This is a genomic window from Nonomuraea sp. NPDC049504, assembly GCF_040676845.1.
GTDB lineage: Bacteria > Actinomycetota > Actinomycetes > Streptosporangiales > Streptosporangiaceae > Nonomuraea > Nonomuraea salmonea.
On record NZ_JBFAPT010000001.1, the window covers coordinates 572,323 to 596,554 of the forward strand.

A 24,232-nucleotide genomic window follows, 5' to 3' on the forward strand; every position below is an offset into this window, starting at 1 on the left:
TGGAGTGCTGCCAGTCGAGGACGCACCCGGCTACCGGGTACTCGATCAGGTGGGCCAGGGCGGATTCGCCGTCGTGTACCGCGCCCACCAGGAGCGCCTCGACCGGGTCGTGGCGCTGAAGGTGCTGTCCGTCGACCGGGTCGACCAGCGGACGATGCGCAGGTTCCAGCGCGAGCTGCAGCTCACCGGCCGCCTCACCGGCCATCCCAACGTCGTCACCGTCTTCGACACCGGCATGACAGGGTCGGGCAAGCCGTACATCGCGATGGACTTCTTCGAGCACGGCTCGCTGCGCGACCGCGTACGCAACGAGGGGCCGCTGCCGGTCCCCGACGTGCTGCGCGCCGGGGTGAAGCTGGCCGGGGCGCTGGCCGCCGTCCACGAGGCCGGGGTGCTGCACGGCGACATCAAGCCGCAGAACATCCTCATCTCCCGCTACGGCGAGCCGGCCATCGCCGACTTCGGCGTGGCCAGGGTCGTCGACGCGGCGGAGATCTCGGCCACCTCGCAGGCGTTCACCCCGCTGCACGCCGCCCCCGAGGTGCTCACCGGCCGGCCCCACTCGGCCGCCACCGACGTCTACTCGCTCGGCTCCACTCTCTACCACCTGCTCGCCGGTCAGCCCGCCTTCCACAACCCGGCCGACCCGTCGATCGCGCCGCTGATGTACCGGGTGCTGAGCGCCGAGCCGCCGCCGATCAACCGCGCCGACCTGCCGCCCGCGGTGCTCGCGCCGGTGCTGCGAGCGATGGCCAAGCAGCCGGAGGCCAGGTACGGGTCGGCGCGCGAGCTCGCCCGGCACCTGCAGGCCGTACAGGCGGAGCTGGGCCTGCCGGTCACCGACCTCATCGGCTCCGACGCCACCCCGCCCCGGCCGGCTCACCCCACCACGACCGGCCCCGCCTCCCCCGCGACGGGCCACCACGCACCACCCACGACGGGCCACCATTCGATGGGCGGCAGCGTCTCGGGCCCGGCCGGCGGTAACGCGTTCCCCGCCACGGGCCGGCACCTCCCCCCGGCCCAGCCCGCCATGAGCGGCCCGCCGAGCTTACCGACGCGGCCCTCGGGCAACACCCGCGCCCGCAACGTCCTCCTCATCGCGGGCGCCGTGGCGGTCGTGGCGGCGGGCGGCACCGCCCTGGCCGTCTTCCTGCCGCAACTGGAGACACCGGCCACCACAAGCCCGACGGCAACGGCCACCGAGCGCCGGGACCCAGGCGGGCGGGACCCAGGCGGGCGGGACGCATCCGCGTACGCCCCCCGCCAGGTCAAGCTGACCGCCGACCAGGGCGCGCTGATCGAGCTGAAGTGGACGCTCCCCGCCGCGGCCCGCGGCTACCCGGTGGTCATCCAGCGCTCCCCGGTCGAGCAGGGCAAGCAGCCCATCACCGCGCTCGGCCAGGGCGTCACCTCGGCGAAGATCAGCGGCCTGGACCCGAAGAGCGGCTACTGCTTCCTGGTCGGGGTGCCGCTGCAGATCTCTGAGAAGTCGACGGTCGCCTGGTCGAAGCCGTACTGCATCAGGGGAGCGGTGGCCCGCTCAGCCGAGTAGCTTGCGCGCGGCCTGCTCGATCTCCTCCTCCGACAGCAGCACGTGATCGGCCGCCCGCCCGAGCGGGATGAAGCTGTCGGACGACGTCACCCGCGCGACCTTCCCGGTGTAGCCGGCGTCGAGCAGCTCGGCCACGATGCCCTCGGAGACGCCGCCGGAGTGGCGGGTCTCGTCGGCGATCAGCACGTTGCCGGTCAGCTCGGCCGCCCGCAGCAGGTCGTCGAGCGGCAGCGGCGCGAGCCAGCGCAGGTCGAGCACGCGGCAGCCGTACCCCTCCTGGGTGAGGCGCACCGCGGCGCGCAGGCTCATCCGCACCCCGTTGCCGAACGTGACGATCGTCAGGTCGCGCCCGTCGCCGTAGGAGCGGGCCCGCCCGATCGGGACGTGCGTCTCGGCCCAGCGCGCGGGCGGCGCGTAGGGGGCCAGCCAGCCGCCGTCGCCGTCCTCGAACAGGTCGCGGGTGTGATACAGCGCGATCGGCTCCAGGAACACGCACACCGACCCGGCCGTACGGGCCGCCGCCAGGCACGTGCGCAGCATCGCGGAGGCGTCGTCGGGCCGCGCCGGCGAGGCGATGACCAGCCCGGGGATGTCGCGCAGCGCGGCCACCGCGTTGTCGTTGTGGAAGTGCCCGCCGAACCCCTTCTGGTAGGCGTAACCGGCCACCCGCACCACCATCGGGTTGGTGTAGGCGCCGCGCGAGAAGAACGACAGCGTCGCCGCCTCGCCACGAATCTGGTCGAGCGCGTTGTGCAGGTAGGCGAGATATTGGATCTCGGGTACGGGCAGGAGCCGCGACACGCCCTGCCCGAGCGCGAGACCCAGGATGGCCTGCTCGTCGAGCATCGTGTCGAAGACCCGGCCGGCCCCGAACCGCTTCTGCAGCCCCCTGGTCACGCCGTAGACGCCGCCCTTCTTGCCGACGTCCTCGCCGAACACGGTCAGCTCCGGATAGACGGCCAGCGCGTCGGCGAGCGTGCGGTTGATGGACTGCGAGAGCGTCATCGCCTTGTCGTTCTCCGGCAGCGACCCGGCGAACGCCTTCTCCCGCACCGCGGGCGAGGCCGCCATGGGGCTGATCTTGGCGATCAGCTCGGGCTTGCGCGGCGCGATGGGCTCCATGACCTCCTTGGCCGAGCTGAGCCGCGGGCTGCGCGCCGTCTCCTGGGCGATCAGCAGCACGTGTTCGCGGGCCAGCTCGTACGACTTGAGCAGCCCGTCCGGCGTCTCAAGCCCCGCCTCGACCAGCAGCGCCGCCGTGCGCAGCAGCGGGTCGTGCTCGAGGTCGGCCCTGATCTCGCGCTGCGTGCGGTAGGCCGACTCGACGTCGGACCCGGCGTGGCCCATCAGCCGCACCGTGCGCAGGTGCAGGAACGCGGGGGAGCGGTGCTCGCGTACGTGCTCGGCGGCCCTGACGGCCACGTCGTACGCCTCGGCCAGGTCGCACCCGTCGGCGGCGAAGTACTCGATGCCGGGCCGCCGCGCCGCGGTCTCCACCCAGCCCTTGGGGGTGCGCACGCTGATGCCGATGCCGTTGTCCTCGCAGACGAACAGGATCGGCATGCCCAGCCCCTGGTAGGCGGCGTAGGCGGCGGTGTTGAAGCCGGACAGGGCGCTGGCGTGGTTGATCGAGGCGTCGCCGAAGCTGCACACCGCGATGGCGTCGTCGGGCCAGGCGGACGGCACGCCCAGCGCCCGCGCCCGCTCGATCGCGAACGCCACCCCCGCGGCCCGCGGCAGATGGCTGGCGATCGTGGAGGTCTGGGGGATGACGGCCAGGTCGGGATGGCCGAACACCTTGTGCCGCCCGCCCGCGATGGGCTCGTCCGCCGCGGCCGTCAGCCCCATGAGCACGTCGCGGATGCCCTGCTCGGGCAGTCTGCCCGCCTGCTCGGACCGGGTCAGGTAGAACGCGCCCGAGCGGTAGTGGAGCAGCGCGGGGTCGTCGGGACGCAGGGCGGCGGCCACCGCCGCGTTGCCCTCGTGACCGGCCGAGCCGATCGTGTAGTGGCCCTCGTCCCGCTCGCGCAGCCACCTGGCCGCGATGTCGAGCAGCCGGCTGTCGAGCTGCCGCCGGTAGAGCGTCCTGCACTGGGCGCCGGTCAGGGACGTGCCGTCGCGGATCGGGAGCCCCGGATCTCGCGGGGGACCCGCCTCCAGCGTCGCAACGGCCTGGATCAAATGAGTCTCAACTGTGTCGCGCGCCACACCCCCGATTATGTCTTTGATCGGCGCTGACGTCTGCCGGACGCGGGGGAGATGTTGTGGACCGGTCCGATTGACCCACTGAGATAACTGTTTGTCAGAATTCCCAACCTTCACGGCGAGAGCCACGTCTACTAGGAGGACACGCGTGGCACCCTCAATGCCGCGTTGAAACACCAATGGGGTCTCCAGAAAGGAACCCGCATGTTACAACGCATCCGTGTAGCCGCCCTCGCCCTCGTGCTCGGGGCAGGGGCACTCGCCGCCGCGCCTGGCACGGCGACGGCGGCAGCCGTACCCACCATCAGCGACGTGGGCATCAGCCCCGCGCCCGCGATCGTGGTCTTCGACAAGGACGTCACCGTGACGTTCACGTTCACGACGAGGCGTGCGAACAGCGCCGAACTCAAGCTCAACAACGACGTCGTGAACCTCGCCAAGTCGCCCGTACCGGGCGGTTTCAAGTGGACCGGCACCAAGGCGTTCGGCGCCGGGGCCGTCGGCAAGTGGACATACAACGCCGTCGCCAAGGGTGACGGCGATGCCACGAAGACCGGCACCTTCGACGTCGTCAAGGCGCTCACCACCAGGATCGGCGACTTCGACGCCGACCCCGACCGGGTGAGCAGGGGCGACACGATCAAGGTGTCCGGCCGCCTGGTCGCCGACGGCAAGGGGTACGACGGGCAGACCGTCGCCATCGCCTTCCGTGGGCGCGGCTCCGACGACTACCGCCAGGTGGCCAAGGTGACGACGGGGCGCGGCGGCTGGTTCTCCGCCCGCGTACGCGCCATGTCCACCGGCTGGTGGCGGGCCGAGTTCGCGGCCACCGCCACGGCCAGGGGCACCGTCAGCGACGGCGACCGCGTGGACGTCAGGCGCGCCAACCTCGCCAGCCGCATCTCCGGCTTCGACGCCAGGCCCGAGCCCGTGGACGAGGGCGACAAGCTCCGCTTCACCGGCACCCTGCGCGCCGAGCGCCGCGGCGGCCTGACCGGCCAGCGCGTGTCCGTCTTCTTCCGTGCGGACGGTTCCCGCCGCTGGGAGTACGTCACCTCCGACGTGACCGGTCGCGGCGGCCGCTTCTTCGCCACCGCCACCGCCGAGAAGTCGGGCTGGTGGCGTGCCGAGTACCGCGGCACCCGCGGCGTCAACGGCACGGTCAGCGGCCCCGACTGGGTCCGCGTCAACGAGCCCGCCCCGCCGCCCACCGCGGACAAGGCCGACACCCGGCTGATCAGGTTCAACGCCTACCCCGAGCCGCCGAGGCGCGGCGGCTACCTCAAGTTCAGGGGCGTGCTGCAGGTGGACGACGACGGCTCGTGGGAGGGCTACGCCGGCAAGGTGGCGCTCTACTTCAAGCCGCTCGGCTCCAGGAAGTGGCAGTACGTCAAGACCACCTCCTCGGGTGACAGCGGCCGCCTCTACACCAAGGCCAGGGCCTGGCGCTCCGGCCACTGGAAGTTCGTGTTCCGCGGCGACGCGGACACCAACGGCGACGACAGCGCCAAGGACTACGTCCGCGTCCGTCGCTGACCTATCGATCCGGGCGAGGTCCGGGGCACCACCCCGGGCCTCGCCCTTCCTCAGCGGCTAGTTGACCTGCGAATCCGGCAACTTGGCATCGATCCGCATGAGCAGGGTCCGGAGGCCGTCGAGCTGCGTGTCAACCTGTTCGAACCGCCTGTCGACCTGTTCGAACCGGCTGTCGATCCGCTCGAAGCGCTTGTCGATCTGCTCGAACCGGCTGTCGATCTGCTCGAAGCGCTTGTCGACCTGTTCGAACCGGCTGTCGATCTGCTCGAAGCGCTTGTCGACCTGTTCGAACCGGCCGTCGATCCGCTCGAAGCGCTTGTCGACCTGCTCGAACCGCTCGTTGACGGTCGCGAAGCCGGCCTTCATCTCGGCCCTGATGGACTGGGCCTCTTTCGTGATTCTCGCGTTGACGTTGTTCTGGACCTGTGTGACGCGATCATGCAGGGTGTCGATGCGGTCGGCGACGCTGAGGTTGGGCACGCCACTCAGCTTAGCCGCTTCGAGTTTTTGCACCCGGCGCTCCAGGTCAAAGTACTTCGCTTCGAGATCCACCATCGGGTGAGCTCCTTACGCTCCGGGGGGACTGCTGGAAGGGGCCGCGCGGCGCATCAGGAAAGTTACCCTCCGTACATGCGAGTGCGCAGCCTGATGTGAGAGAAACTCCTAGTCGGCTTTTCTGACTGCAGGACCGCCACTCCGAGGAGCAGGAGGCCGAGGGCGGTGACGATGCCGAGCTCCGCCGGCACGGGGACCTGCTGGGTGAACCAGCGGACGCCGGGGTTGAGGACGGCGGCGGCCGGGGCGGGGACGTCGAGGTGGGCGAAGACGGCCTGGCGCATGGGATCGACGGCGTACGTCATGGGGTTGACCACGGTGAGCACGTGCAGCCACGACGGCAGGCCGGCCAGCGGGAACATGGCGCCCGACAGGAACATCATCGGCATGATCGCCGTCTGCATGAGCCCGAAGAAGGTCTGCGTGTTCCGTGGCCGGTGGCCAGCGCGACGCCGAAGGCGGTGATGGTGAACGCCGCGAGGAACGTCTCGGCCAGCAGCGTGAGGAGGAGCCCGGGCGAGCGTACGGCAAAAAAAGTTAATAAGCCTTAACAGCCGCCTCGATGGCTGCCCTGGCCATCGCGTGCAGCAGCGGCCGCATCTCGTGCCCTGGCAGCTCGCCCGCGCTGTGCGGAGTCGAGTTGAGCAGCCCGAAGACCGCGTGCGTGGCGGCCCGCAGCCGTGCGGCGGGGCAGGACGGGTGCAGCTCGGCCAGCACGGTCACCCACTCCTCGACGTAGAGCCGCTGCAGCCGCCTGATCTGCCTGCGCTGCGGCTCAGGGACGTTGCCCAGCTCCCTGTCGTGCACGGTGATGAGCGCGGGCTGCTCGATCGCGAAGGTGATCTGCACGTTGAGCAGCGCGTCGAGGGTCTCCTTGGGGCCGGGGGATGAGGTGGCGACCGCGACGGCCGACTCGCGCAGCCGCGAGCTGACGTCGAGCAGCATCTCCGACAGCAGCGCGTCCTTGCCGTCGAAGTGCCGGTAGAGGGCCGGGCCTGAGACGCCGACGGCGGCGCCGATGTCCTCGATCGAGACGCCGTGGAAGCCGCGCGCCGCGAACAGCCGGGCGGCCGCCTCCAGGATCTCCGCGCGCCTGTTGCGCCTGCTGCGGGTAGAGGGGGCGGAGGCGGTGGTCACGTCTCACATGCTAGACGATGACGTTAATGATGGCTAACATCCGAGCCATGGGAGGGGACTCATGAGCAGCGACTGGCCGGTGCTGAGATCGGCGATCGAGCCCGGGAGCGAGGCGTACAAAAGCAACGCCGAGCTCAACGAGCGGCTGGCCGCCGAGCTGCTCGACCGCCTGGCCACCGCCGCGCTCGGCGGGCCGGAGCGGTCGCGGCGGCGGCACGTCGAGCGCGGCAAGCTGCTGCCGCGCGACCGCGTGGACGGCCTGCTCGACCCCGGCTCGCGCTTCCTGGAGCTGTCGCCGCTGGCCGCCGGCGGCCTGTACGACGACCAGGCCCCCGCCGCCGGCATCATCACCGGCGTCGGCCGCGTCTCCGGCCGCGAATGCGTGATCGTCGCCAACGACGCCACCGTCAAGGGCGGCACCTACTACCCCATGACGGTCAAGAAGCACCTGCGCGCCCAAGAGGTGGCCCTGCACAACCGCCTGCCCTGCGTCTACCTGGTCGACTCGGGCGGCGCGTTCCTGCCCAGGCAGGACGAGGTGTTCCCCGACCGCGAGCACTTCGGCCGGATCTTCTACAACCAGGCCACGATGTCCGCGCGCGGCATCCCGCAGATCGCCGCCGTGCTCGGCTCGTGCACGGCGGGCGGCGCGTACGTGCCCGCCATGAGCGACGAGGCGGTCATCGTCCGCGGCCAGGGCACGATCTTCCTGGGCGGCCCGCCCCTGGTGAAGGCGGCCACCGGCGAGGAGGTCACGGCCGAGGAGCTGGGCGGCGGCGACCTGCACGCGCGGGTCAGCGGCGTCACCGACCACCTCGCCGAGGACGACGCCCACGCGCTGGCCATCGTCCGCGACATCGTCTCCACGCTGGCGCCGCGCGCCCCGCGCCCGTGGGAGACGATCACGCCGGAGCCGCCCCGCCACGACCCCCGCGACCTCTACGGCATCGTCCCCGCCGACACGCGCCAGCCGTACGACGTGCGCGAGGTGATCGGGAGGATCGTCGACGGCTCGCGCTTCCTGGAGTTCAAGGCCGAGTACGGCCCGACCCTCGTCACCGGCTTCGCCCACGTGCACGGTCACCCGGTCGGCATCCTCGCCAACAACGGCATCCTGTTCGGCGAATCGGCCATGAAGGGCGCCCACTTCATCGAGCTGTGCGACCAGCGCGGCATCCCGCTGCTCTTCCTGCAGAACATCAGCGGCTTCATGGTCGGCAAGGCGTACGAGGCGGGCGGCATCGCCAAGCACGGCGCCAAGATGGTGACGGCGGTGGCGTGCGCGCGGGTGCCCAAGTTCACGGTGGTGATCGGGGGCTCGTTCGGGGCGGGGAACTATGCGATGGCGGGGCGGGCGTACTCGCCCAGGTTCCTGTGGATGTGGCCGAACGCCCGCATCTCGGTCATGGGCGGTGAGCAGGCCGCGAACGTGCTCACCACCGTCGGCGACGCCGATCCCGCCGCGATCAGGGCACAGTACGAGCACCAGGGCAATCCGTACTACTCCACTGCCAGGCTCTGGGACGACGGCGTGATCGACCCGCTCGACACCCGTACCGTCCTGGGCCTGGCGCTGTCCGCGGCGGCCAACGCGCCGCTCGAACCCGCCGGTTTCGGCATCTTCCGGATGTGACGCATGTTGTTCGACCGTGTTCTGATCGCCAACAGGGGCGAGATCGCCGTACGGATCGCCCGCACGCTGCGCGCGCTCGGCATCGAGGCGATTGCGGTGCACACGCCGTCCGACGCCGGGGCGCGGCACGTCGGTGAGGCCGACGCCGCCCTCCAGGTGCCGTCCTACCTGGACGTCGAGGCGATCGTCGGAGCCGCCCGCGCGTCCGGCGCGCAGGCCGTGCATCCCGGTTACGGGTTCCTCGCGGAGAACGCCACGTTCGCCCGCCGGTGCGCCGAGTCCGGGCTGGTCTTCGTCGGGCCGCCCGCCGCGGCCATCGAGGCCATGGGCGACAAGATCCGCGCCAAGGAGACCGTGTCGGCGGCCGGCGTGCCGGTGGTGCCGGGCGCGACAGGGCCGGGCCTTGAGGACTGGCGCGACTTCCCCGCCCTGATCAAGCCGTCCGCAGGGGGCGGCGGCAAGGGCATGATCCTCGTACGCGCGGCCGCCGAGCTGCCCGAGGCCCTGGCGTCGGCCAGGCGTACGGCGCGGGCCGCGTTCGGCGACGACACCCTGCTCATCGAGCGCTACGTCGAGAGCCCCCGCCACATCGAGATCCAGGTGCTGGCCGACGCCCACGGCGGCGTCGTGCACCTCGGCGAGCGCGAGTGCAGCCTGCAGCGCCGCCACCAGAAGATCATCGAGGAGGCGCCGTCCCCGTTCCTCACCCCCGAGACGCGCGCGGCCATGGGAGCGGCGGCGGTCGAGGCCGCCCGAGCCGTCGGCTACACCGGAGCGGGCACGGTCGAGTTCATCGTCGACGGCGCCACCGGCGCGTACCACTTCATGGAGATGAACACCCGGCTCCAGGTCGAGCACCCCGTCACCGAGCTGGTCACCGGGCTCGACCTGGTGGAGCTGCAGCTCAGGGTGGCGGCGGGGGAGCGGCTGCCGCTCGCCCAGGAGGACGTGCGGCTCGACGGGCACGCGGTCGAGGCGCGGGTGTACGCCGAGGACCCGGCGCGCGGCTTCCTCCCGACCGGCGGGCGCGTGCTCGCGCTCCGCGAACCCCGGGATCCGGCGGGCCAGGCGGTCGTGCGGGTGGACTCGGGCCTTTCCGAAGGGGCCGTGGTCGGCAGCGAGTTCGACCCCATGATGGCGAAGGTGATCGCCTGGGCGCCCGACCGCGCGACGGCGTACCGGACGCTCGACCGCGCGCTCGCCGCCACGGCTGTGCTCGGCGTCGTCACCAACGTCCCGTTCCTGCGCGCCCTGACCGCCCACCCGGCCGTCGCGGCCGGCGAGCTGGACACCGGCCTGGTCGAACGCGTCCTGCCCGGCCTGCTGCCCGCCATGGAGACGCCTGACGCGGTGACGGCGGCGGCGGCGCTGGTCTTCCACGACCTGCCGCACGGCGACGACCCCTGGGAGGTCGCCGACGGCTGGCGGCTCGGCGAGCCGGCCTGGACGACCTGGCGGCTGGAGTCCCGCGACGGCGTGCACGCGATTGAGGTGCGCGGGCTGCCCCAGGAACAGGCGGAGGTCCTTGTGGGCGAGCAGGCGGTGCCCGCGCGCATCAGACGCGACGGCGCCGACCTGACCGTCACGCTCGGCGGGCGCGGTGAGCGGTACCTGTGCGTACGCGACGGCGACACGCTCTGGCTCGGCCGCGACGGCGCGTCCTGGTCGTTCACCCGCCACCACATCGGCGACCCGGGCGACCGGCCCGGCGCGGCGGCGGCCGGCGACGGCGTCGTCAGGAGCCCCATGCCGGGCACCGTGCTGCTGGTCAAGGCCCAGCAGGGCGAACGGGTCAGCGCCGGCCAGCCGCTGGTCGTCGTCGAGGCCATGAAGATGGAGCACACGGTCACCGCGCCGCGCGACGGCGTGGTCACCGAGCTGCCCGTGCAAGCGGGCCGGCCGGTGGACATGGACGCCGTCCTGGCCGTGGTCACCGCCGAGGAGGCGTGATGCCGTACCCGATGGAAGGCCTTCCGCAGCAGGTCACGATCTACGAGGTCGGGCCGCGCGACGGACTGCAGAACGAGTCCGCCACCATCCCCGTCGAGGTCAAGGCCGAGTTCATCGACCGGCTCGCCGACGCGGGGCACAAGGTGATCGAGGCCACCAGCTTCGTGCACCCCAAGTGGGTGCCCCAGCTCGCGGACGCCGACGAGCTGCTGCGCCGCCTGCACCGCCGTACCGGCGTGCGCTACCCCGTGCTCGTGCCGAACGCGCGCGGCCTCGACCGGGCGATCGATCTCGGCGTGGCCGAGATCGCCATCTTCGCCAGCGCCACCGAGACGTTCGCCGCCAAGAACCTCAACCGCAGCCTGGAGAGCCAGTTCGAGATGTTCGAGCCGGTCGTGGCCAGGGCGCTGGACAACGGGATCCGCGTGCGGGCGTACGTCTCCATGTGCTTCGGCGACCCCTGGGAGGGGCCCACGCCGATCGCGCAGGTCGTCTCCGTCGGCGAGCGGCTGCTCGGGCTCGGCTGCTACCAGCTCTCCCTGGGCGACACCATCGGCGTCGGCACCCCCGGCCACGTCACCGAGCTGATCCGTGGCTTCCGCCGCCCGGACCGGCTCGCCGTGCACTTCCACGACACCTACGGGCAGGCGCTGGCCAACACCCTGGCCGCGCTGCACTGCGGCGTCACCACCATCGACGCCTCAACCGGCGGGATCGGCGGCTGCCCCTACGCGGAGTCCGCCACCGGCAACCTCGCCACAGAAGACCTCGTCTGGATGCTCCGGGGACTCGGCATCGAGACGGGGCTCGACCTGGGCAAGCTCGTCGCCACCAGCACCTGGCTGGCGGAGCTGCTCGGGCGGCCGAGCCCGTCCCGCGTCGTACAGGCGCTAGCGAAAGGCTGAGAGATGCTCACCGACGAGTACGAAGAGCTGCGCAAGACCGTCGAGGCGTTCGCCCGCGAGGTGGTCGCGCCCGTGATCGGGGACTTCTACGAGCGCGAGGAGTTCCCCTACGACATCGTGCGGCAGATGGGCGCGATGGGGCTGTTCGGCCTGCCCATCCCCGAGGAGTACGGCGGTATGGGCGGCGACTACTTCGCCCTCTGCCTGGCCCTGGAGGAGCTGGCCAGGGTCGACTCCAGCGTCGCCATCACCCTGGAGGCGGCGGTCTCGCTCGGCGCGATGCCCGTCTACCGGTTCGGCTCGCCCGAGCAGCGCCGTACGTGGCTGCCCAAGCTCGCATCCGGCGAGATGCTGGGCGCGTTCGGGCTGACCGAGCCGGGCGGCGGGTCCGACGTGCCCGGCGGGATGCGCACCACGGCCGTGCTCGACGGCGACGAATGGGTGATCAACGGGACGAAGTCGTTCATCACCAACTCCGGCACCGACATCACCGGCGTCGTCGGCGTGGCCGCGCTCACCGGGCTCACCGGCGAGCGCGAGATCTCCACCATCCTCGTGCCGAGCGGCACGCCGGGGTTCACGGTGTCGAAGAAGTACTCCAAGGTCGGCTGGAACGCCTCCGACACCCGCGAACTGTCCTTCACCGACTGCCGCGTGCCCGCCGCGAACCTGCTCGGCGAGCGCGGCCGCGGCTACGCCCAGTTCCTGCGCACCCTCGACGAGGGCCGCGTCGCCATCGCCGCGCTCGGCGTCGGCCTGGCGCAGGGCTGCGTGGACGAATGCCTCAAGTACGTCAGGGACCGCAAGGCGTTCGGCCACCCCATCGGCCACTACCAGGCCATCCAGTTCAAGATCGCCGACATGGAGGCCCGCGCCCACACCGCCCGCCTCGCCTACTACCACGCCGCACAGAAGATGCTCGCGGGCGAGCCGTTCAAGAAGGAGGCGGCGATCGCCAAGCTCGTCTCCTCCAACGCCGCCATGGACAACTCCCGCGACGCGACCCAGGTGTTCGGCGGCTACGGCTTCATGAACGAGTTCCCCGTCGGCCGCTTCTACCGCGACGCCAAGGTGCTGGAGATCGGCGAGGGCACCAGCGAGGTGCAGCGCATGCTCATCGCCCGCCAGCTCGGACTCGGTGACCTGTGACCCGCCGCGCCCGTTTCATCCCGGCACGAAAAGCGGGGAAACGTCAAGCATGGGTTTGCGCAGGCGACGACCGACGATCTAGGGTCGATGCTCATGACGGCTGACGATCTTCTCATCAGGAGAGCGGAGAAAGCGGACGCCGACGAGGTGTTCGCGCTGGCCCGCGAGTTCGGCCTGACCTTCAGGCCCGAGCGCGAGGCCTTCGACGCCGCGCTGCCCGCGCTGCTGGCCAACGACGACGCCCTGCTGCTCGCGGCCGTCGTCAACGGGCGCGTGCGCGGCTACCTGCTCGGCTTCGTCCACCTCACCCTCTTCGCCAACGGGCCGGTCGCCTGGGTGGAGGAGGCCATGGTGCAGTCCGGCTCCCGGCGGCAGGGCGTCGGGCGGTCGCTGCTGGAGGAGTTCGAGCGGTGGGCACGCTCCCGCGAGGCCGGCTACGTCGCGATGGCCACGCGGCGGGCGCCGGAGTTCTACCACGCGCTGGGCTACGAGGCGTCGGCCACGTTCTTCCGCAAGGTGCTGCGATAGGGGCCACCTGGCGGGCGATTCTGTCGGCGCCGGGTGGCATGCTGAGGGCGTGAGGATCCACGCCGTGAGCCCGCTGCTCGTCGGGCGCTCCCGCGAGCTCGCCGCCCTCGGCGACGCCCTGTCCAGGGCGCGCGCCGGCATACCGGCCACCGTGCTCGTCGGCGGCGAGGCCGGGGCCGGCAAGACCCGCCTGATCAACGAGTTCACCGGGCGGCACACGAGCGACGCCATGGTGCTCGTCGGCGCCTGCCTGGAGCTGGGCACAGAGGGCCTGCCTTTCGCGCCGTTCACCGCCGTGCTGCGCCAGCTCGTCCGCGAGCTGGGTCACGACGCGGTCGCCGCGCTGGTGCCGGGCGGCAACGCGCGCGGGCTCGCCAGGCTGCTGCCCGAGTTCGGCGAGCCGGGCAAAGACGGGGCCGAGGCCAGGGCGCGGCTGTTCGAGCAGGTGCTCGGGCTGCTGGAGCGCCTGGCAGACGAGCGGCCCGTGGTGCTCGTCGTCGAAGACGCCCACTGGGCCGACCGCTCCACCCGCGACCTGCTCACGTTCCTCGTCCGCTACCAGCGCACCGCCGCCCGGGTGCTGCTCGTGGTCACCTACCGCACCGACGAGCTCCACCGCACCCACCCGCTGCGGCCGTTGCTCGCCGAGCTGGGGCGCATCGAGTCGGTCGGCAGGGTCGAGCTGCGCAGGCTCACCCGCAAGGAGGCCGTCGCGCTGGCCGTCGGCATGCTGGAGCGCGAGCCGTCCGTGGCCGACATGGACCTCATCTACGCCCGCAGCGAGGGCAACCCGCTGTTCGTCGAGGCGCTGCTCACCGAGTCGGGGGCGGGCGAGCCGCTGCCCGAGTCGCTGCGCGACCTGCTGCTCGCCGCCGTCGAGCGGCTGCCCGAAGAGACCCAGGAGCTGCTGCGGGTGGCCAGCGCCGGCGGGCAGCGCATCGAGCACGCTCTGCTCAGCGCCGTCGCCGGGCTCGACGACGCCGCCCTGTCGCGCGCGCTGCGCCCGGCCGTGGCGGGCAACGTCCTGGTCGTCGACGGCGAGGGCTACGCCTTCCGCCACGCCCTCATCCGCGAGGCGCTCCACGACGACCTGCTGCCCGGCGAGCACACCCGACTGCACACCCGCTACGCCGAGGCCCTCGAGCACGACCTGTCGATCCTGCCCGCCCCGCGCGGCGCGATCGAGCTGGCCCACCACTGGCACTCCGCCCACGACTCCACCTGGGCGCTGGTCAGCGCCTGGCACGCGGCCGCCGCCGCCCGCAAGTCCACCGCCTACGACGAGCAGCTGCGCATGCTCTCCCGCATGCTCGAGCTGTGGGACCAGGTGCCCGACGCGGCCGAGCGCATCGGCGCCGACCGGCTCGACGTGCTCAGGGTGACCGCCGTCGTCGCCCACCTGGCCGGCGAGTTCGAGCGCGGCATCGCCGTGTCCAGCGCCGCGCTCGACGAGCTGGCCCGCGACCCCGGGCTCGAGGCCGACCCGGTCAGGGCCGTCATGCTGCTGCGCCAGCGTAGCCACACCCGCTACGACCTCGGCCGCCCCGGCTTCATCGACGACCTGCGCAGGGCCGCCGAGCTCGTGCCCGACGACCAGCCGCTGCTGCGCGGCAGGGTGCTGGAGTCGCTGGCCCGCATGCTCCACGGCCCGGCCACCCGGGCCGAGCGCGCGGCCACGGCCAGGGCCGCCATGGAGATCGGCCACACCCTGGGCCACGCCGGCCTCGAGGCCCACGCCATCATCGACCTCGCCTGGGGGCTGACCGACTACTCCGACATGGAGCCGCAGCTCCAGGCGTTCGCCGAGGCCCGGCAGATCGCCGCGCGCGGTGAGGTCTTCAGCGCGCTCATGCGCTGCGCGATCTCCGAGTCCGACGCGCTCGAAGGCGCGGGCCGGCATGAGCAGGCCGCCGAAGTGGCCAGGAAGGGCATCGAGGAGTCCCTGCACTACGGGCTGGCCCGCACGTCCGGCGCGTTCCTGTCGATCAACCTGGCGGAGCCGCTGGTCTCGCTCGGGCGATGGGACGAGGCGCTCCAGGTGATCGACCACGCCCTCGACCTCGCGCCGCCCGCCCCCTACGCCGCCAGCCTGCGCGGGTTCGCCACCGACATCGCGCTCGCGCGGGGCGACCACGACCGGGCCGCCCGCCTGCTCGACTCCAGCCGCCGCGTCCTGGCCCGCGGCGCCCACCGCGACCAGCACGTCCTGCCGCATCTCCGCAGGGAGGTGCTGGCGCTCATGTGCCGCGGGCAGCTCGGGGAGGCGGTGGCGGCGGCGCTGCGCGGCATGGAGGGCGACGACCTCATCAACGGCCCCCGCTACGCCTGGCCTGTCGTGACCACCTTCGGGCGACTCGTCCGCATGGCGGTGCCCGCCTCACGCCTGCTCGATGCGATCAGGGATGATGCGCTGAGTGGGTCCGACGCGGGTGGCGCGCCGGGTTCCGGGGTGGCCCAAGGTGAGGCGCTCGTGGAGCAGGCGCTGCTGTTGCTGCGGCGGCTGCGGGCGCTCGGGCGTGAGCTCAGGTGCGAGGGCCCGCTGCAGGAGGCGCATCGGCTCACCTTCATCGCGCTGACCGGCCCAGAGAAGCCCTGGGACGAGGGGGTCGAGCCGGCCGCCTGGCAGTTCGCGGCCTGGGAGCAGGCGGTGGCGGCGTGGGCCGCGTTGCGGCAGCCGTACGCGGAGGCGCAGTGCCTGCTCGCGGCCGGGCAGGCGGCGCTCGCGTGCGGCGCCCGCCAGGAGGCCGCCACGCGGCTCGCCCGGGCCCGCACGCTGGCCCGCGACCTGGGCGTCACACCGCTGCTCGAACAACTCGACGTACTCGGCCGCCGCGCCAGGATCGGCGGCTCCGACGAGGCCACCGACGCCCAGCCGCTGGGCCTGACCGCACGCGAGCTGGAGGTCCTGCGCGAGGTGACGAACGGCCGCAGCAACCGCGAGATCGCGGAGGAGCTGGTCATCTCGATCAAGACGGTGAGCGTGCACGTCTCCAACATCCTGGCCAAACTCGGCGTCGCCACCCGAGGCGAAGCCGCCGCCACCGCCCACCGCCTCCACCTCTTCGACTAGCTCCGCCGGCGGTTTGGCCCCGGTGCCGGGGCGGTGTCGGCCGGGTGTCCTTTTCCGCGCCGCTGCCCCGCCCCGCCAACCACCTCCACCCTTTCGGCTGGACCCGCTCAAGAGAGGCTGCCGATTCGGCCTTTATCGTCCTTGTTCGATGCGTCGGCCGGGTGCCTTGGGTGGGTGTGTGGGGCGCGGCTTTGCGTTCTGCGGGTTGCCTTTGCCTTCCGGGTGGTGGTCAGCCGGTCAGTTGGGCTTCCAGGCGGTAGCCGTCCACTGTGACGTAGACCTGGTCGCCGGGGCGGGCGTTCAGGCGCATCAGTACCGGCTGGAGGGAGTCGAAGACGGGCTGGTGACCCTGCCAGACCAGGACGATGGCGTTGTCACCGGGGCCCGTGACCGACAGGAGGGTGCCGGGGCGCATGCCGAGCTGGGCGGCGTAGCCCTCCGGGACCGGCACCGGGCCGCCCCTGAGGTGTTCCGGGGTGACCTCGATGCGTTGCCAGCGGCGCGGGTCGGACGACGGGCTGGGCAGCGGCGGGGGAGGCGTGGGCGGCGTGCCTGCCAAGGTGCCGGAGAGCATGGGCGAGCGGCCGCCCGACAGCGCCGACAGGGTGGCCAGCGCGGCCGACGGGTCGATCGAGCTGCTCGCGGCGGGCGGGATGGGCTGGCCGCCGCGGTGGTGGTGGCCGTTCGCGCCGGGGGTGCGGCGGGGCAGCGGCTGGGCCGGGCTGGGAGCAGCGGCCGCGGCGTCGCGGCTGGTCTCCGGGGGCAGGGCGTCGAGCCACGCCTTGGCGGAGTGCGCGCGGATGCCCAGCTCGCTCATGAGCTCGACGACGTCCGCGTCGGGCGGGGCCGAGGCGAGGAGCTGCCGCGTACGCGCCTGGAGGCCGTACATGTCGCCGACGACCAGCCAGCCGTCCTGGAGGCGGCGGTCCGGCATGAGCGTCACGAGGACCCGCCACAGCGGCGTACGCAGCGATGGAACCGTCACCGGGTGGGCCGGGTCGGCGCCGATCAGCTGATCCTCGGTGGCCGCCGCGCCCAGCCACTCCGTCAGCCGGAACATGTGCCCGGTGACCGGCGCGGACTCCGAGGAGCGCAGCCACTGCAGGACGCGTTCCTCGGCGGTGCGCTGGGCCAGCGAGAGCGCCTCGCGTTCGACGAGCATCTTGTGGGCGAGCGTACGCAGGCTCACCGGGTCCTCGGCGAACAGCCGGTGCTGGGCCACGGCCAGCTCCAGCTTGTCGAGGTTGCGGAAGAGGTTGTCCACGACCCTGACCATGGCGTGGTCCGGGTCGGTGGGGATGGGGCCGGAGCCCGCGTAGGCGGGCGTGCCCTTCCCCGGGACGGACGTGTTCGTGCCCGGCACGGCGGTGCTCGCGCCAGAGCCGGGGGCGCTCGCACCCGAGCCCGGGCCGTTCGTGCCGGAGCCGGGGGCGCTCGCACCCGAGCCCGGCGCGTTGGTGCCGGAGCCGGGGGCGTTCGTGCCTGGGATCGCCGGGAGGGAGCCCGTTCCCGGGCCGCCCGCTCCCATTCCGGGTCCGCCGCCCGCGCCAGGTCCGCCGCCTGCACCAGGACCGCCTGTGCTCGCTCCGCCTGCGCTGCCGGCGCCTGCGCGGGTCGCCGGGCTGCCGGGGCCGCCGGGCAGCTCGTTGCCGGGGGCTCCGGGCATGCCGTTGCCTGCGCCGGCTGCGGCAGCGCCGGTGTCCTGGCGGCCGGGCTGAGCGGTGGGGCGTTGCGGGAGGCGGTCCTGCTGACCTGGGCGCTGGGGCAGGCCCTCGCCCGCGAAGCCCTGGCGGGCCGCGCCGCCCTGCTGATCGCCGGGGTACGCGCCGCCCTGACCGGGGAGCGCGCCGTTCTGGCCGGGGCCCGCGGGGCCCGGCCCGGCGGGCGAGCCGCCCTGCTGCGCCCCCGGAGCGCCGTTGGAGGCGGCGGGGAAGCTCCCCGTCTGGCGGGAGCCGGGCGCGCCGTCCGAGGCGGCCGGGAAACTGCCCGTCTGGCGGGAGCCGGGCGCGCCGTCGGGGGCGGCCGGGAAGTTGCCGGTCTGGCGGGAGCCGGGCGCGCCGTCAGGGTTTGCGGCGAAGCTGCCGGTTTGAGGGGAGCCGGAGGCGTCGGGGACCGCTGGGAAGGAGCCCGTCTGACGGGGGCCGGGGGCGCCCTCGGGGAAGGTTCCGGGGCGGCGCTGCTGGCCGCCGTCGGCGGGCGCGCCGGGGAAGGCCCCCGGCTGGGACGCCGCCGGGAAAGAACCGGTCGAACGCGACCCGGGCGGAACGGGGAAAGAGCCGCTGGTGCGCGAGTCGGCCCCCTGGGCGGGGGAGGAGCCGGTGCCGGGCCGGCCGTCGGACGCACCGGGGTCGTTACCGGCCTGTCGAGAGCCGGGTGCGCTGTCGGTAGCGGCCGGGAAACTGCCGGTTTGGCGGGATCCGGGGGCGCCGTCGGAGGCTGCGGGGAAGCTGCCGGTCTGGCGGGGGCCGGGTGCGCTGTCAGGGGCGGCCGGGAAGTTGCCCGTTTGTCGGGAGCCGGGATTGGCGTCGGCGAAAGTGCCGGTCTGGCGGGGGCCATCCGACACAGCCGGGAAAGAGCCCGTCTGGCGCGGGCCGGGGGTGCCCTCGGGGAAGGTGCCGGGGCGTTGCGGGTCGCCGTCGCCGGGCGCGCCGGGGTAGGAGCCGCCCGGACGCTGGGGCAGGGGGCCGTTCTGGGTGCCGGAGCCCGCGAAGGGGCCGCCCGCCGGGGACTGGCCTTCCTGCGCGGCGAACGGGCCGCTCTGGGCACCCGCTGGGGGCTGGCCGCTCTGGGCGGCGAAGGGGCCGCCTGACGGGGAGCCCTCGGCGCTGCCGGACGGCGATTGGCCGCCCTGCGCGGCGAACGGGCCGCTCTGGCCGTCCGCTGGGGGCTGGCCGCCCTGGGCGGCGAAGGGGCCGCTTGTCTGGGGGCGGCCGGTGGTGGTGTCGATGGGTGCGGGGAGCGGGCCGGAGGGGGTGGCCTGGGCGAAGGGGCCGCCGGCGCCGGCCTGGGCTGCCAGCGGTTGTGCGGCCGGGTCGCCCTGTGCGGGGAAGGGGCCGGACTCCGGCACCGGGAACGCGCCCGACGGTACGCCCTGGCCGCGTTGGAGCGGCCGGGTGACCTCGGGGTGGCCGCCCGCGACCCCCGGGACGCTGGCGGCGCCAGGAGCGGCGCCGGACGCGTCGGGCTGGGCCGGGATGCGGCCGAGGATCTCGCGGAAGACCGAGCCGATGACGACCTCGGGCGTGGCCGACGGCGTGCCGAGGTCACTGGGGGACAGCCGGCGCAGCCGCTGCCAGCCGCCGAGGCCGGTGATCGCCGTACGGGTGGCGTCGGGCCAGCCCGGCAGCGCGGGGTCGATGTGGTGGACCGTCAGCGCGGGCAGCAGGTCGGACAGGGGGAGGTGGTCCCAGCGGGAGGAGGCGAGCCGCGCGAGGCGCTCGCAGATCCAGTCGAGCCCCGTCATGCCGAGGGCCTTGGGCAGCGGCAGGGAGTGCCACCATCCGGCGGGCAGGCGTGGGTCGCCCAACGCCTCGGCCACCTGCTGGGGCCGGCTCCATCGCAGCGCAGGGACCAGGTCGCTCAGGCAGATCGATGACTCGACTTCCATCGGCGGACCTTATCCTCCCCAGTGAGCCGCGTGTGCTGCCCGTAACGCATGTGGCTAATGGTGCAGCCTACGCGGCAAGCTATCAATCAGTGTGAATAGGGTAAAGACGGTTCAGATCCAAACCGTACCGTGGACGGCCGCCCACCTGGGCCACACATGCGGCACCGGCACGGCAACCCACCTCCAGAGCCGCCCGCGTCCCGGCGCCGCGCAGCGTCGCGGCGATGAACCCGGCGGCGAAGGCGTCACCTGCGCCCGTCGAGTCCACGACCTCAGCGGATCGGCCCTCGGCCGTCGCCACCACCTCACCGTCTCGCGCGGCCAGCGCCCCCTCCGCGCCGAGTTTCACGACCGCTGTGCCATATCTCTCACTCAAGAGTACGGCCGCACGCTCGGCCGATGTCACCCCGGTGAGCAGAAGCGCCTCGTCGAGGTTGGGCAGGATCAGCTCGGCGGCGGCCGTCGCCTGCATGAAACGTTCGACGCCGAAGTCGCGCAGCGGCCCCGTGGAGGCCGGGTCCACGCTCACCGTGATGCCCGCCGCCACGGCGTCGGCCATGGCGCGGGCGGCCAGGCGCAGGCCGGGCTCGGCGAACAGGACGTACCCCGACAGATGCAGCCGGCCGACGCCGTCGAGCAGCGCCGGGTCCCAGTCGTCCTCGGAGATCAGGTCACCGGCGCCGCGGTTGGTGAGCATCGAGCGCTCGCCGCTCTTGTCCACCATGGCGATCACCACGGCGGTGGGGTGGTCGGGATCCACGGAGAAGTGGGGCTGGACGCCCGTGTTGATCAGTTCGGTGGCGTGCCACTCGCTGCTGTCGTAGCCGAGCTTGGCCAGCAGGTGGACCTCGGCTCCCAGGCAGGCGGCCCAGGCGGCGGTGTTGGCGCCGGAGCCGCCGGGACGCAGCACGATCTCGGCGGCGGTGTCCTCGCCCGCCAGGACGGGCGAGCCGTGCAGCGCCACGACGTCGGTGACGACGTCGCCGATGATCAGGAGGGCGTCACCGTTCACGATCGGGACCAGGCCAGGGCGATGCGGGCGGCGAGCGCGGCGTTGCCGCGCACGGCGGCCAGGTTGGCCTCCAGGGACGCGCCCTTGGTGCCGTCGACCAGGTAGCCGAGCAGGAACGGGGTGATCGCCTGGCCCTTGACGCCGTCGCGCTCGGCGGCGGCCAGCGCCTCGGCGAGCACCCGGTCGTGCAGCTCGGGATCGAGCTGCTGCTCCTTGGGCACCGGGTTGGCGACGATCAGGGCCGTCTCGGTGCCGCTGAGCGCGTCCTGGCCGCGCATGACGGCGGCCGCCTCGTCGGCCGTCTCGATCCGCCACTCGATCGGCTGGCCGGAGGAGTGCAGGTAGAAGCCGGGGAACGTGTCGGTGCGGAACCCGGCCACGCTCACCCCGCGCGTCTCCAGCCGCTGCAGCGTGGCCGGCACGTCGAGGATCGACTTGACGCCCGCGCACACGACCGTGATGCGGGTGCGGGCGAGCGTGTCGAGGTCGGCGGACTCGTCCTGGTCCTCGGTCCAGTGGCGGTGCACGCCGCCCAGGCCGCCGGTGGCGAAGACGCGGATGCCGGCGCGGGCGGCCAGGAACGACGTGGCCGACACGGTGGTCGCGCCGCTCGCCTTCAGCGCCGCCGCCAGCGGCAGGTCGCGCTGGCCCAGCTTGCGCAGGCCCGGCTCGGTGGCGATGCGCTCCAGCTCGACCTCGTTCAGCCCGATGCGGGGCACCCCGTCGAGCACCGCGATCGTGGCGGGGACGGCGCCCTCGTCTCGTACGATGCCCTCCAGCTCGCGCGCCACCTCCAGGTTGCGCGGCTGCGGCAGCCCGTGGGAGATGATCGTGGACTCCAGGGCCACGACCGGCGCTCCGGTCGCCAGGGCCTCGGCGACCTCGTCGGACGGCTGCGGAACGGCGTCGGTGGTGCTGCGCATGGTGAGGCTCGTGCTCCTTGAGTGGTGGTGGCCCTGCGTGTGAGGAACGGCGGCTCTGATGAGATTTGTTCCGAACAGAGCAGCGTACGGGCCCCTTGCCCGGCCGTCCACTTGAGGACCGCGCGGCCCGTGGCGTCCTGACCGGTATCGGCCTTAAGGTGCGAGGATGAGTGCGTATGACGTGATCGTGGCCGGAGGCGGGCACAACGGGCTGGTGGCGGCGGCGTACCTGGCACAGGCCGGGCGGCGGGTGCTGGTGCTGGAGCGGCACGAGCACGTCGGCGGCCTGGCGATCTCGGCGCAGGCTTTCCCCGGCGTGGACGTGCGCCTGTCGCGGTACTCCTATCTCGTCAGCCTGCTGCCCTCGAAGATCGCCCGCGATCTCGGGCTCGACCTGGAGCTGCGCCGGCGGCGCTACGCCTCGTACACGCCCAAAGGCGACACGGGGCTGCTCGTGGACAACGAGGACGACCTGCGGACGGCGGCCTCGTTCCGGCACGTGACGGGCGGCGAGTCCGACCACGAGGCGTGGCGGCGCTTCTACGGCATGGTCGCCGAGGTCGCGCGGGTGCTGGCGCCCACCCTGCTGGAGCCGCTGCGCCCGCAGGCCGAGATCGAGCGGATGGTCGGCCCCGAGGCGTGGCGCGACCTGTTCGGGCGGCCGATCGGGGAGAGTGTGGCCGAGCGGTTCGCCGACGACACCGTACGCGGGGTCGTGCTCACCGACGCGCTCATCGGCACCTTCGCCGACCCCGACACCGACCTGCTGGCCAACCGCTGTTTCCTCTACCACGTGATCGGCGACGGCACCGGCGAGTGGAACGTCCCCGTCGGCGGCATGGGCGCGGTCTCCGGCGCGCTGGAGGCGGCGGCCAGGCGGGCGGGCGCCGAGATCAGGACGGGCGCGGAGATCGTCGGCATCGACCCGTCGGGCGAGGTGACGTTCAGGGACGGCGCGGGCGAGCACGCCGTGCGGGGTGGGCACGTGCTGGTCAACCTGCCGCCCGCGGTGCTCGATCGGCTCATGGGACGGCCCGCGACGGTGCCAGAGGGCGCGCAGCTCAAGGTCAACATGGTGCTGACCCGGCTGCCCCGCCTGAAGGACGCGACGGTGGATCCGGGGGCGGCCTTCAGCGGTACGTTCCACATCAACGAGGGACGTGACCAGCTCGCGCGGGCGTACGAGCAGGCGGCGCGCGGTGAGATCCCGGAGCTGCCGCCCGCCGAGGTCTACTGCCACTCGCTGACCGACCCGTCGATCCTGGGGCCCGGCCTGCGGGGGCGGGCGGAGACGATGACGCTGTTCGGCCTGCACATGCCCGCCCGCCTTTTCCGGAAAAATCCGGAGAAAGCGCGGAAGATGGCGTTGGATGCCACCTTCGCCTCCATCAACGCCGTCCTCGCAGAGCCGATCGAGGACTGCCTGCTCACCGCCCCCGACGGCACCCTGTGCGTCGAGGTCAAGACCCCCGTGGACCTGGAGACCGACGCGGGCCTGCCCGGCGGCCACATCTTCCACACCGACCTGAGCTGGCCGTACGCGGAGAGCGGCGGCTGGGGCGTGGACACCGAGCACGAGCGCATCCTGCTCTGCGGTGCCGCCGCCCGCAGGGGCGGCGGCGTGAGCGGCATCGGCGGCCACAACGCCGCCATGGCCCTGCTCACCGCCTGACACCGCACTCGCCGCACTCGGCGCAGTCAGGCCGGGATGGCCGGGATGGCCGGGCCAGGATGATCGGCCGGCTGGTGGCAGGGCCGGCCGGGCCCGGAGGGCTGGGCTTGGGGGCGGGGCTTGGGGGCGGGGCTTGCGGGGCCGGTGGGGCTCGCCGCCGGTTACTCGTCCGGTTGCTCGCCGGTGACGAGCTTGGTGGCGACGCGGAGCGCCACCTCGTTCAAGTCCGTCTCCGGGTCCGACTCCGACCCGAACAGGAGCGGCAGGTTGCCGAGGATCACCGCGAGCACCGCCAGCCTGGACTCGAACTGCTTCTCCGCGCTCTCGCCTGGCACGCACAGCAGCGACACCAGCGAGATCACGCACCCGCGCAGGCGTTCGCCCTTCGGGTGGTGCTCCAACGCGCCCTGGTTGACCTGGGCGAACCTGAACAGCGGCCGCCACTGGTCGGAAAGCAGCCCGGAGATCCGCCGCAGGATCTCCAGCCGCGCCTCCGTGGTGGCCGGCTGCTGCCTGCCCCAGGCCACCAGTTCCTCGATCGACTCGACCAGCCGCTCGATCACGCCGGTGAGGATCTCCTCCTTCGTACGGAAGTGGTAGTAGAGAGCCGGTCTGGTGATCTGGAGCCGCTCCGCCACCTCCTGCAGCGACGTCTTGTCGTATCCGCGCTCGGCGAACAGCTCCAGCGCGACCTGCTGGATCCGCTCTCGTGTGTCCGTCCGCCGCCCTGCCATCTCGCTCCTTCTGTTGACGGCCGTGCCTCGCATTGTTTACTTTCGCGTAAGTAAGCAATGC

General features: G+C 72.8%; 17 protein-coding genes. 9 read left to right on the forward strand and 8 right to left on the reverse strand.

The features are described from left to right. Positions 1-4 precede the first annotated feature (4 nt). Positions 5-1,555: a protein kinase gene (locus tag AB0K28_RS02590; protein WP_364364206.1), complete on the forward strand. Its 1,551-nt coding sequence runs from the start codon at positions 5-7 to the stop codon at positions 1,553-1,555. On the opposite strand, the gene AB0K28_RS02595 is transcribed toward AB0K28_RS02590, so the two are convergent. Next, positions 1,544-3,736, reverse strand: coding sequence for a thiamine pyrophosphate-dependent enzyme (locus AB0K28_RS02595; protein ID WP_364364209.1), 2,193 nt, complete (start codon positions 3,734-3,736; stop codon positions 1,544-1,546). The genes AB0K28_RS02590 and AB0K28_RS02595 overlap by 12 nt on opposite strands. A gap of 228 nt (positions 3,737-3,964) precedes the next feature. On the opposite strand from AB0K28_RS02595, the gene AB0K28_RS02600 reads away from it, so the two are divergent. Beyond that, positions 3,965-5,296: a hypothetical protein gene (locus AB0K28_RS02600; RefSeq protein ID WP_345386959.1), complete on the forward strand. Its 1,332-nt coding sequence runs from the start codon at positions 3,965-3,967 to the stop codon at positions 5,294-5,296. A gap of 57 nt (positions 5,297-5,353) precedes the next feature. On the opposite strand, the gene AB0K28_RS02605 is transcribed toward AB0K28_RS02600, so the two are convergent. From AB0K28_RS02605 to AB0K28_RS02615, 3 genes are all read right to left on the reverse strand, one after another. Next, positions 5,354-5,851 (reverse strand): hypothetical protein, encoded by a 498-nt coding sequence (locus AB0K28_RS02605; RefSeq protein ID WP_364364213.1) that lies wholly within the window; start codon positions 5,849-5,851, stop codon positions 5,354-5,356. A 62-nt stretch (positions 5,852-5,913) separates the two neighbouring features. Further along, the gene (locus AB0K28_RS02610; RefSeq protein ID WP_364364216.1) at positions 5,914-6,255 is read right to left on the reverse strand and encodes an ABC transporter permease; all 342 of its coding nucleotides are present in this window, start codon (positions 6,253-6,255) and stop codon (positions 5,914-5,916) included. Between the two features lie 133 nt (positions 6,256-6,388). Next, complete coding sequence (locus AB0K28_RS02615; protein ID WP_345386953.1) at positions 6,389-6,988, reverse strand: helix-turn-helix domain-containing protein; 600 nt, start codon at positions 6,986-6,988, stop codon at positions 6,389-6,391. Between the two features lie 61 nt (positions 6,989-7,049). Here AB0K28_RS02615 and AB0K28_RS02620 point away from each other — a divergent pair, with 61 nt between their 5' ends. The 6 genes from AB0K28_RS02620 to AB0K28_RS02645 all read left to right on the forward strand — a co-directional run bounded on the left by AB0K28_RS02620 (position 7,050) and on the right by AB0K28_RS02645 (position 16,223). After that, positions 7,050-8,621, forward strand: coding sequence for a carboxyl transferase domain-containing protein (locus tag AB0K28_RS02620; RefSeq protein ID WP_364364220.1), 1,572 nt, complete (start codon positions 7,050-7,052; stop codon positions 8,619-8,621). A 3-nt stretch (positions 8,622-8,624) separates the two neighbouring features. Next, positions 8,625-10,571, forward strand: coding sequence for a biotin carboxylase N-terminal domain-containing protein (locus AB0K28_RS02625; protein WP_364364223.1), 1,947 nt, complete (start codon positions 8,625-8,627; stop codon positions 10,569-10,571). After that, entirely contained in the window at positions 10,571-11,476 is a 906-nt protein-coding gene (locus AB0K28_RS02630) for a hydroxymethylglutaryl-CoA lyase (RefSeq protein WP_345386949.1), read from the forward strand. Before AB0K28_RS02625 ends, AB0K28_RS02630 begins: the two co-directional genes overlap by 1 nt. Before the next feature lie 3 nt (positions 11,477-11,479). Beyond that, on the forward strand, positions 11,480-12,625 hold the full coding sequence (locus AB0K28_RS02635; RefSeq protein ID WP_345386947.1) for an acyl-CoA dehydrogenase family protein: 1,146 nt from the start codon (positions 11,480-11,482) through the stop codon (positions 12,623-12,625). A gap of 93 nt (positions 12,626-12,718) precedes the next feature. Further along, positions 12,719-13,153, forward strand: a complete 435-nt coding sequence (locus tag AB0K28_RS02640; protein WP_345386945.1) for a GNAT family N-acetyltransferase — start codon at positions 12,719-12,721, stop codon at positions 13,151-13,153. Positions 13,154-13,202: 49 nt separating this feature from the next. Next, entirely contained in the window at positions 13,203-16,223 is a 3,021-nt protein-coding gene (locus AB0K28_RS02645; protein WP_364364228.1) for an AAA family ATPase, read from the forward strand. A 229-nt stretch (positions 16,224-16,452) separates the two neighbouring features. On the opposite strand, the gene AB0K28_RS02650 is transcribed toward AB0K28_RS02645, so the two are convergent. The 3 genes from AB0K28_RS02650 to AB0K28_RS02660 form a co-directional block, all read right to left on the reverse strand. Next, on the reverse strand, positions 16,453-19,830 hold the full coding sequence (locus AB0K28_RS02650; RefSeq protein WP_364364231.1) for a hypothetical protein: 3,378 nt from the start codon (positions 19,828-19,830) through the stop codon (positions 16,453-16,455). 82 nt (positions 19,831-19,912) lie between these two features. Beyond that, on the reverse strand, positions 19,913-20,842 hold the full coding sequence (locus AB0K28_RS02655) for a sugar kinase (protein WP_364364233.1): 930 nt from the start codon (positions 20,840-20,842) through the stop codon (positions 19,913-19,915). Next, complete coding sequence (locus AB0K28_RS02660) at positions 20,839-21,765, reverse strand: pseudouridine-5'-phosphate glycosidase (RefSeq protein ID WP_364364236.1); 927 nt, start codon at positions 21,763-21,765, stop codon at positions 20,839-20,841. The genes AB0K28_RS02655 and AB0K28_RS02660 overlap by 4 nt, the downstream gene beginning before the upstream one ends. 166 nt (positions 21,766-21,931) lie before the next feature. Here AB0K28_RS02660 and AB0K28_RS02665 point away from each other — a divergent pair, with 166 nt between their 5' ends. Then, on the forward strand, positions 21,932-23,437 hold the full coding sequence (locus AB0K28_RS02665; protein WP_364364239.1) for an NAD(P)/FAD-dependent oxidoreductase: 1,506 nt from the start codon (positions 21,932-21,934) through the stop codon (positions 23,435-23,437). A 161-nt stretch (positions 23,438-23,598) separates the two neighbouring features. Here the strand turns inward: AB0K28_RS02665 and AB0K28_RS02670 are convergent, their stop codons facing one another. Next, complete coding sequence (locus tag AB0K28_RS02670) at positions 23,599-24,171, reverse strand: TetR/AcrR family transcriptional regulator (RefSeq protein ID WP_345386925.1); 573 nt, start codon at positions 24,169-24,171, stop codon at positions 23,599-23,601. Between the last annotated feature and the right edge of the window lie 61 nt (positions 24,172-24,232).

Coding starts and splice junctions, on each gene's coding strand:
- AB0K28_RS02660 (WP_364364236.1), bottom strand. CDS start 21,765: ATGCGCAGCACCACCGACGCCGTTCCGCAGCCGTCCGACGAGGTCGCC.
- AB0K28_RS02600 (WP_345386959.1), top strand. CDS start 3,965: ATGTTACAACGCATCCGTGTAGCCGCCCTCGCCCTCGTGCTCGGGGCA.
- AB0K28_RS02665 (WP_364364239.1), top strand. CDS start 21,932: ATGAGTGCGTATGACGTGATCGTGGCCGGAGGCGGGCACAACGGGCTG.
- AB0K28_RS02640 (WP_345386945.1), top strand. CDS start 12,719: ATGACGGCTGACGATCTTCTCATCAGGAGAGCGGAGAAAGCGGACGCC.
- AB0K28_RS02630 (WP_345386949.1), top strand. CDS start 10,571: ATGCCGTACCCGATGGAAGGCCTTCCGCAGCAGGTCACGATCTACGAG.
- AB0K28_RS02635 (WP_345386947.1), top strand. CDS start 11,480: ATGCTCACCGACGAGTACGAAGAGCTGCGCAAGACCGTCGAGGCGTTC.
- AB0K28_RS02605 (WP_364364213.1), bottom strand. CDS start 5,851: ATGGTGGATCTCGAAGCGAAGTACTTTGACCTGGAGCGCCGGGTGCAA.
- AB0K28_RS02670 (WP_345386925.1), bottom strand. CDS start 24,171: ATGGCAGGGCGGCGGACGGACACACGAGAGCGGATCCAGCAGGTCGCG.
- AB0K28_RS02650 (WP_364364231.1), bottom strand. CDS start 19,830: ATGGAAGTCGAGTCATCGATCTGCCTGAGCGACCTGGTCCCTGCGCTG.
- AB0K28_RS02625 (WP_364364223.1), top strand. CDS start 8,625: ATGTTGTTCGACCGTGTTCTGATCGCCAACAGGGGCGAGATCGCCGTA.
- AB0K28_RS02620 (WP_364364220.1), top strand. CDS start 7,050: ATGAGCAGCGACTGGCCGGTGCTGAGATCGGCGATCGAGCCCGGGAGC.
- AB0K28_RS02610 (WP_364364216.1), bottom strand. CDS start 6,255: ATGCAGACGGCGATCATGCCGATGATGTTCCTGTCGGGCGCCATGTTC.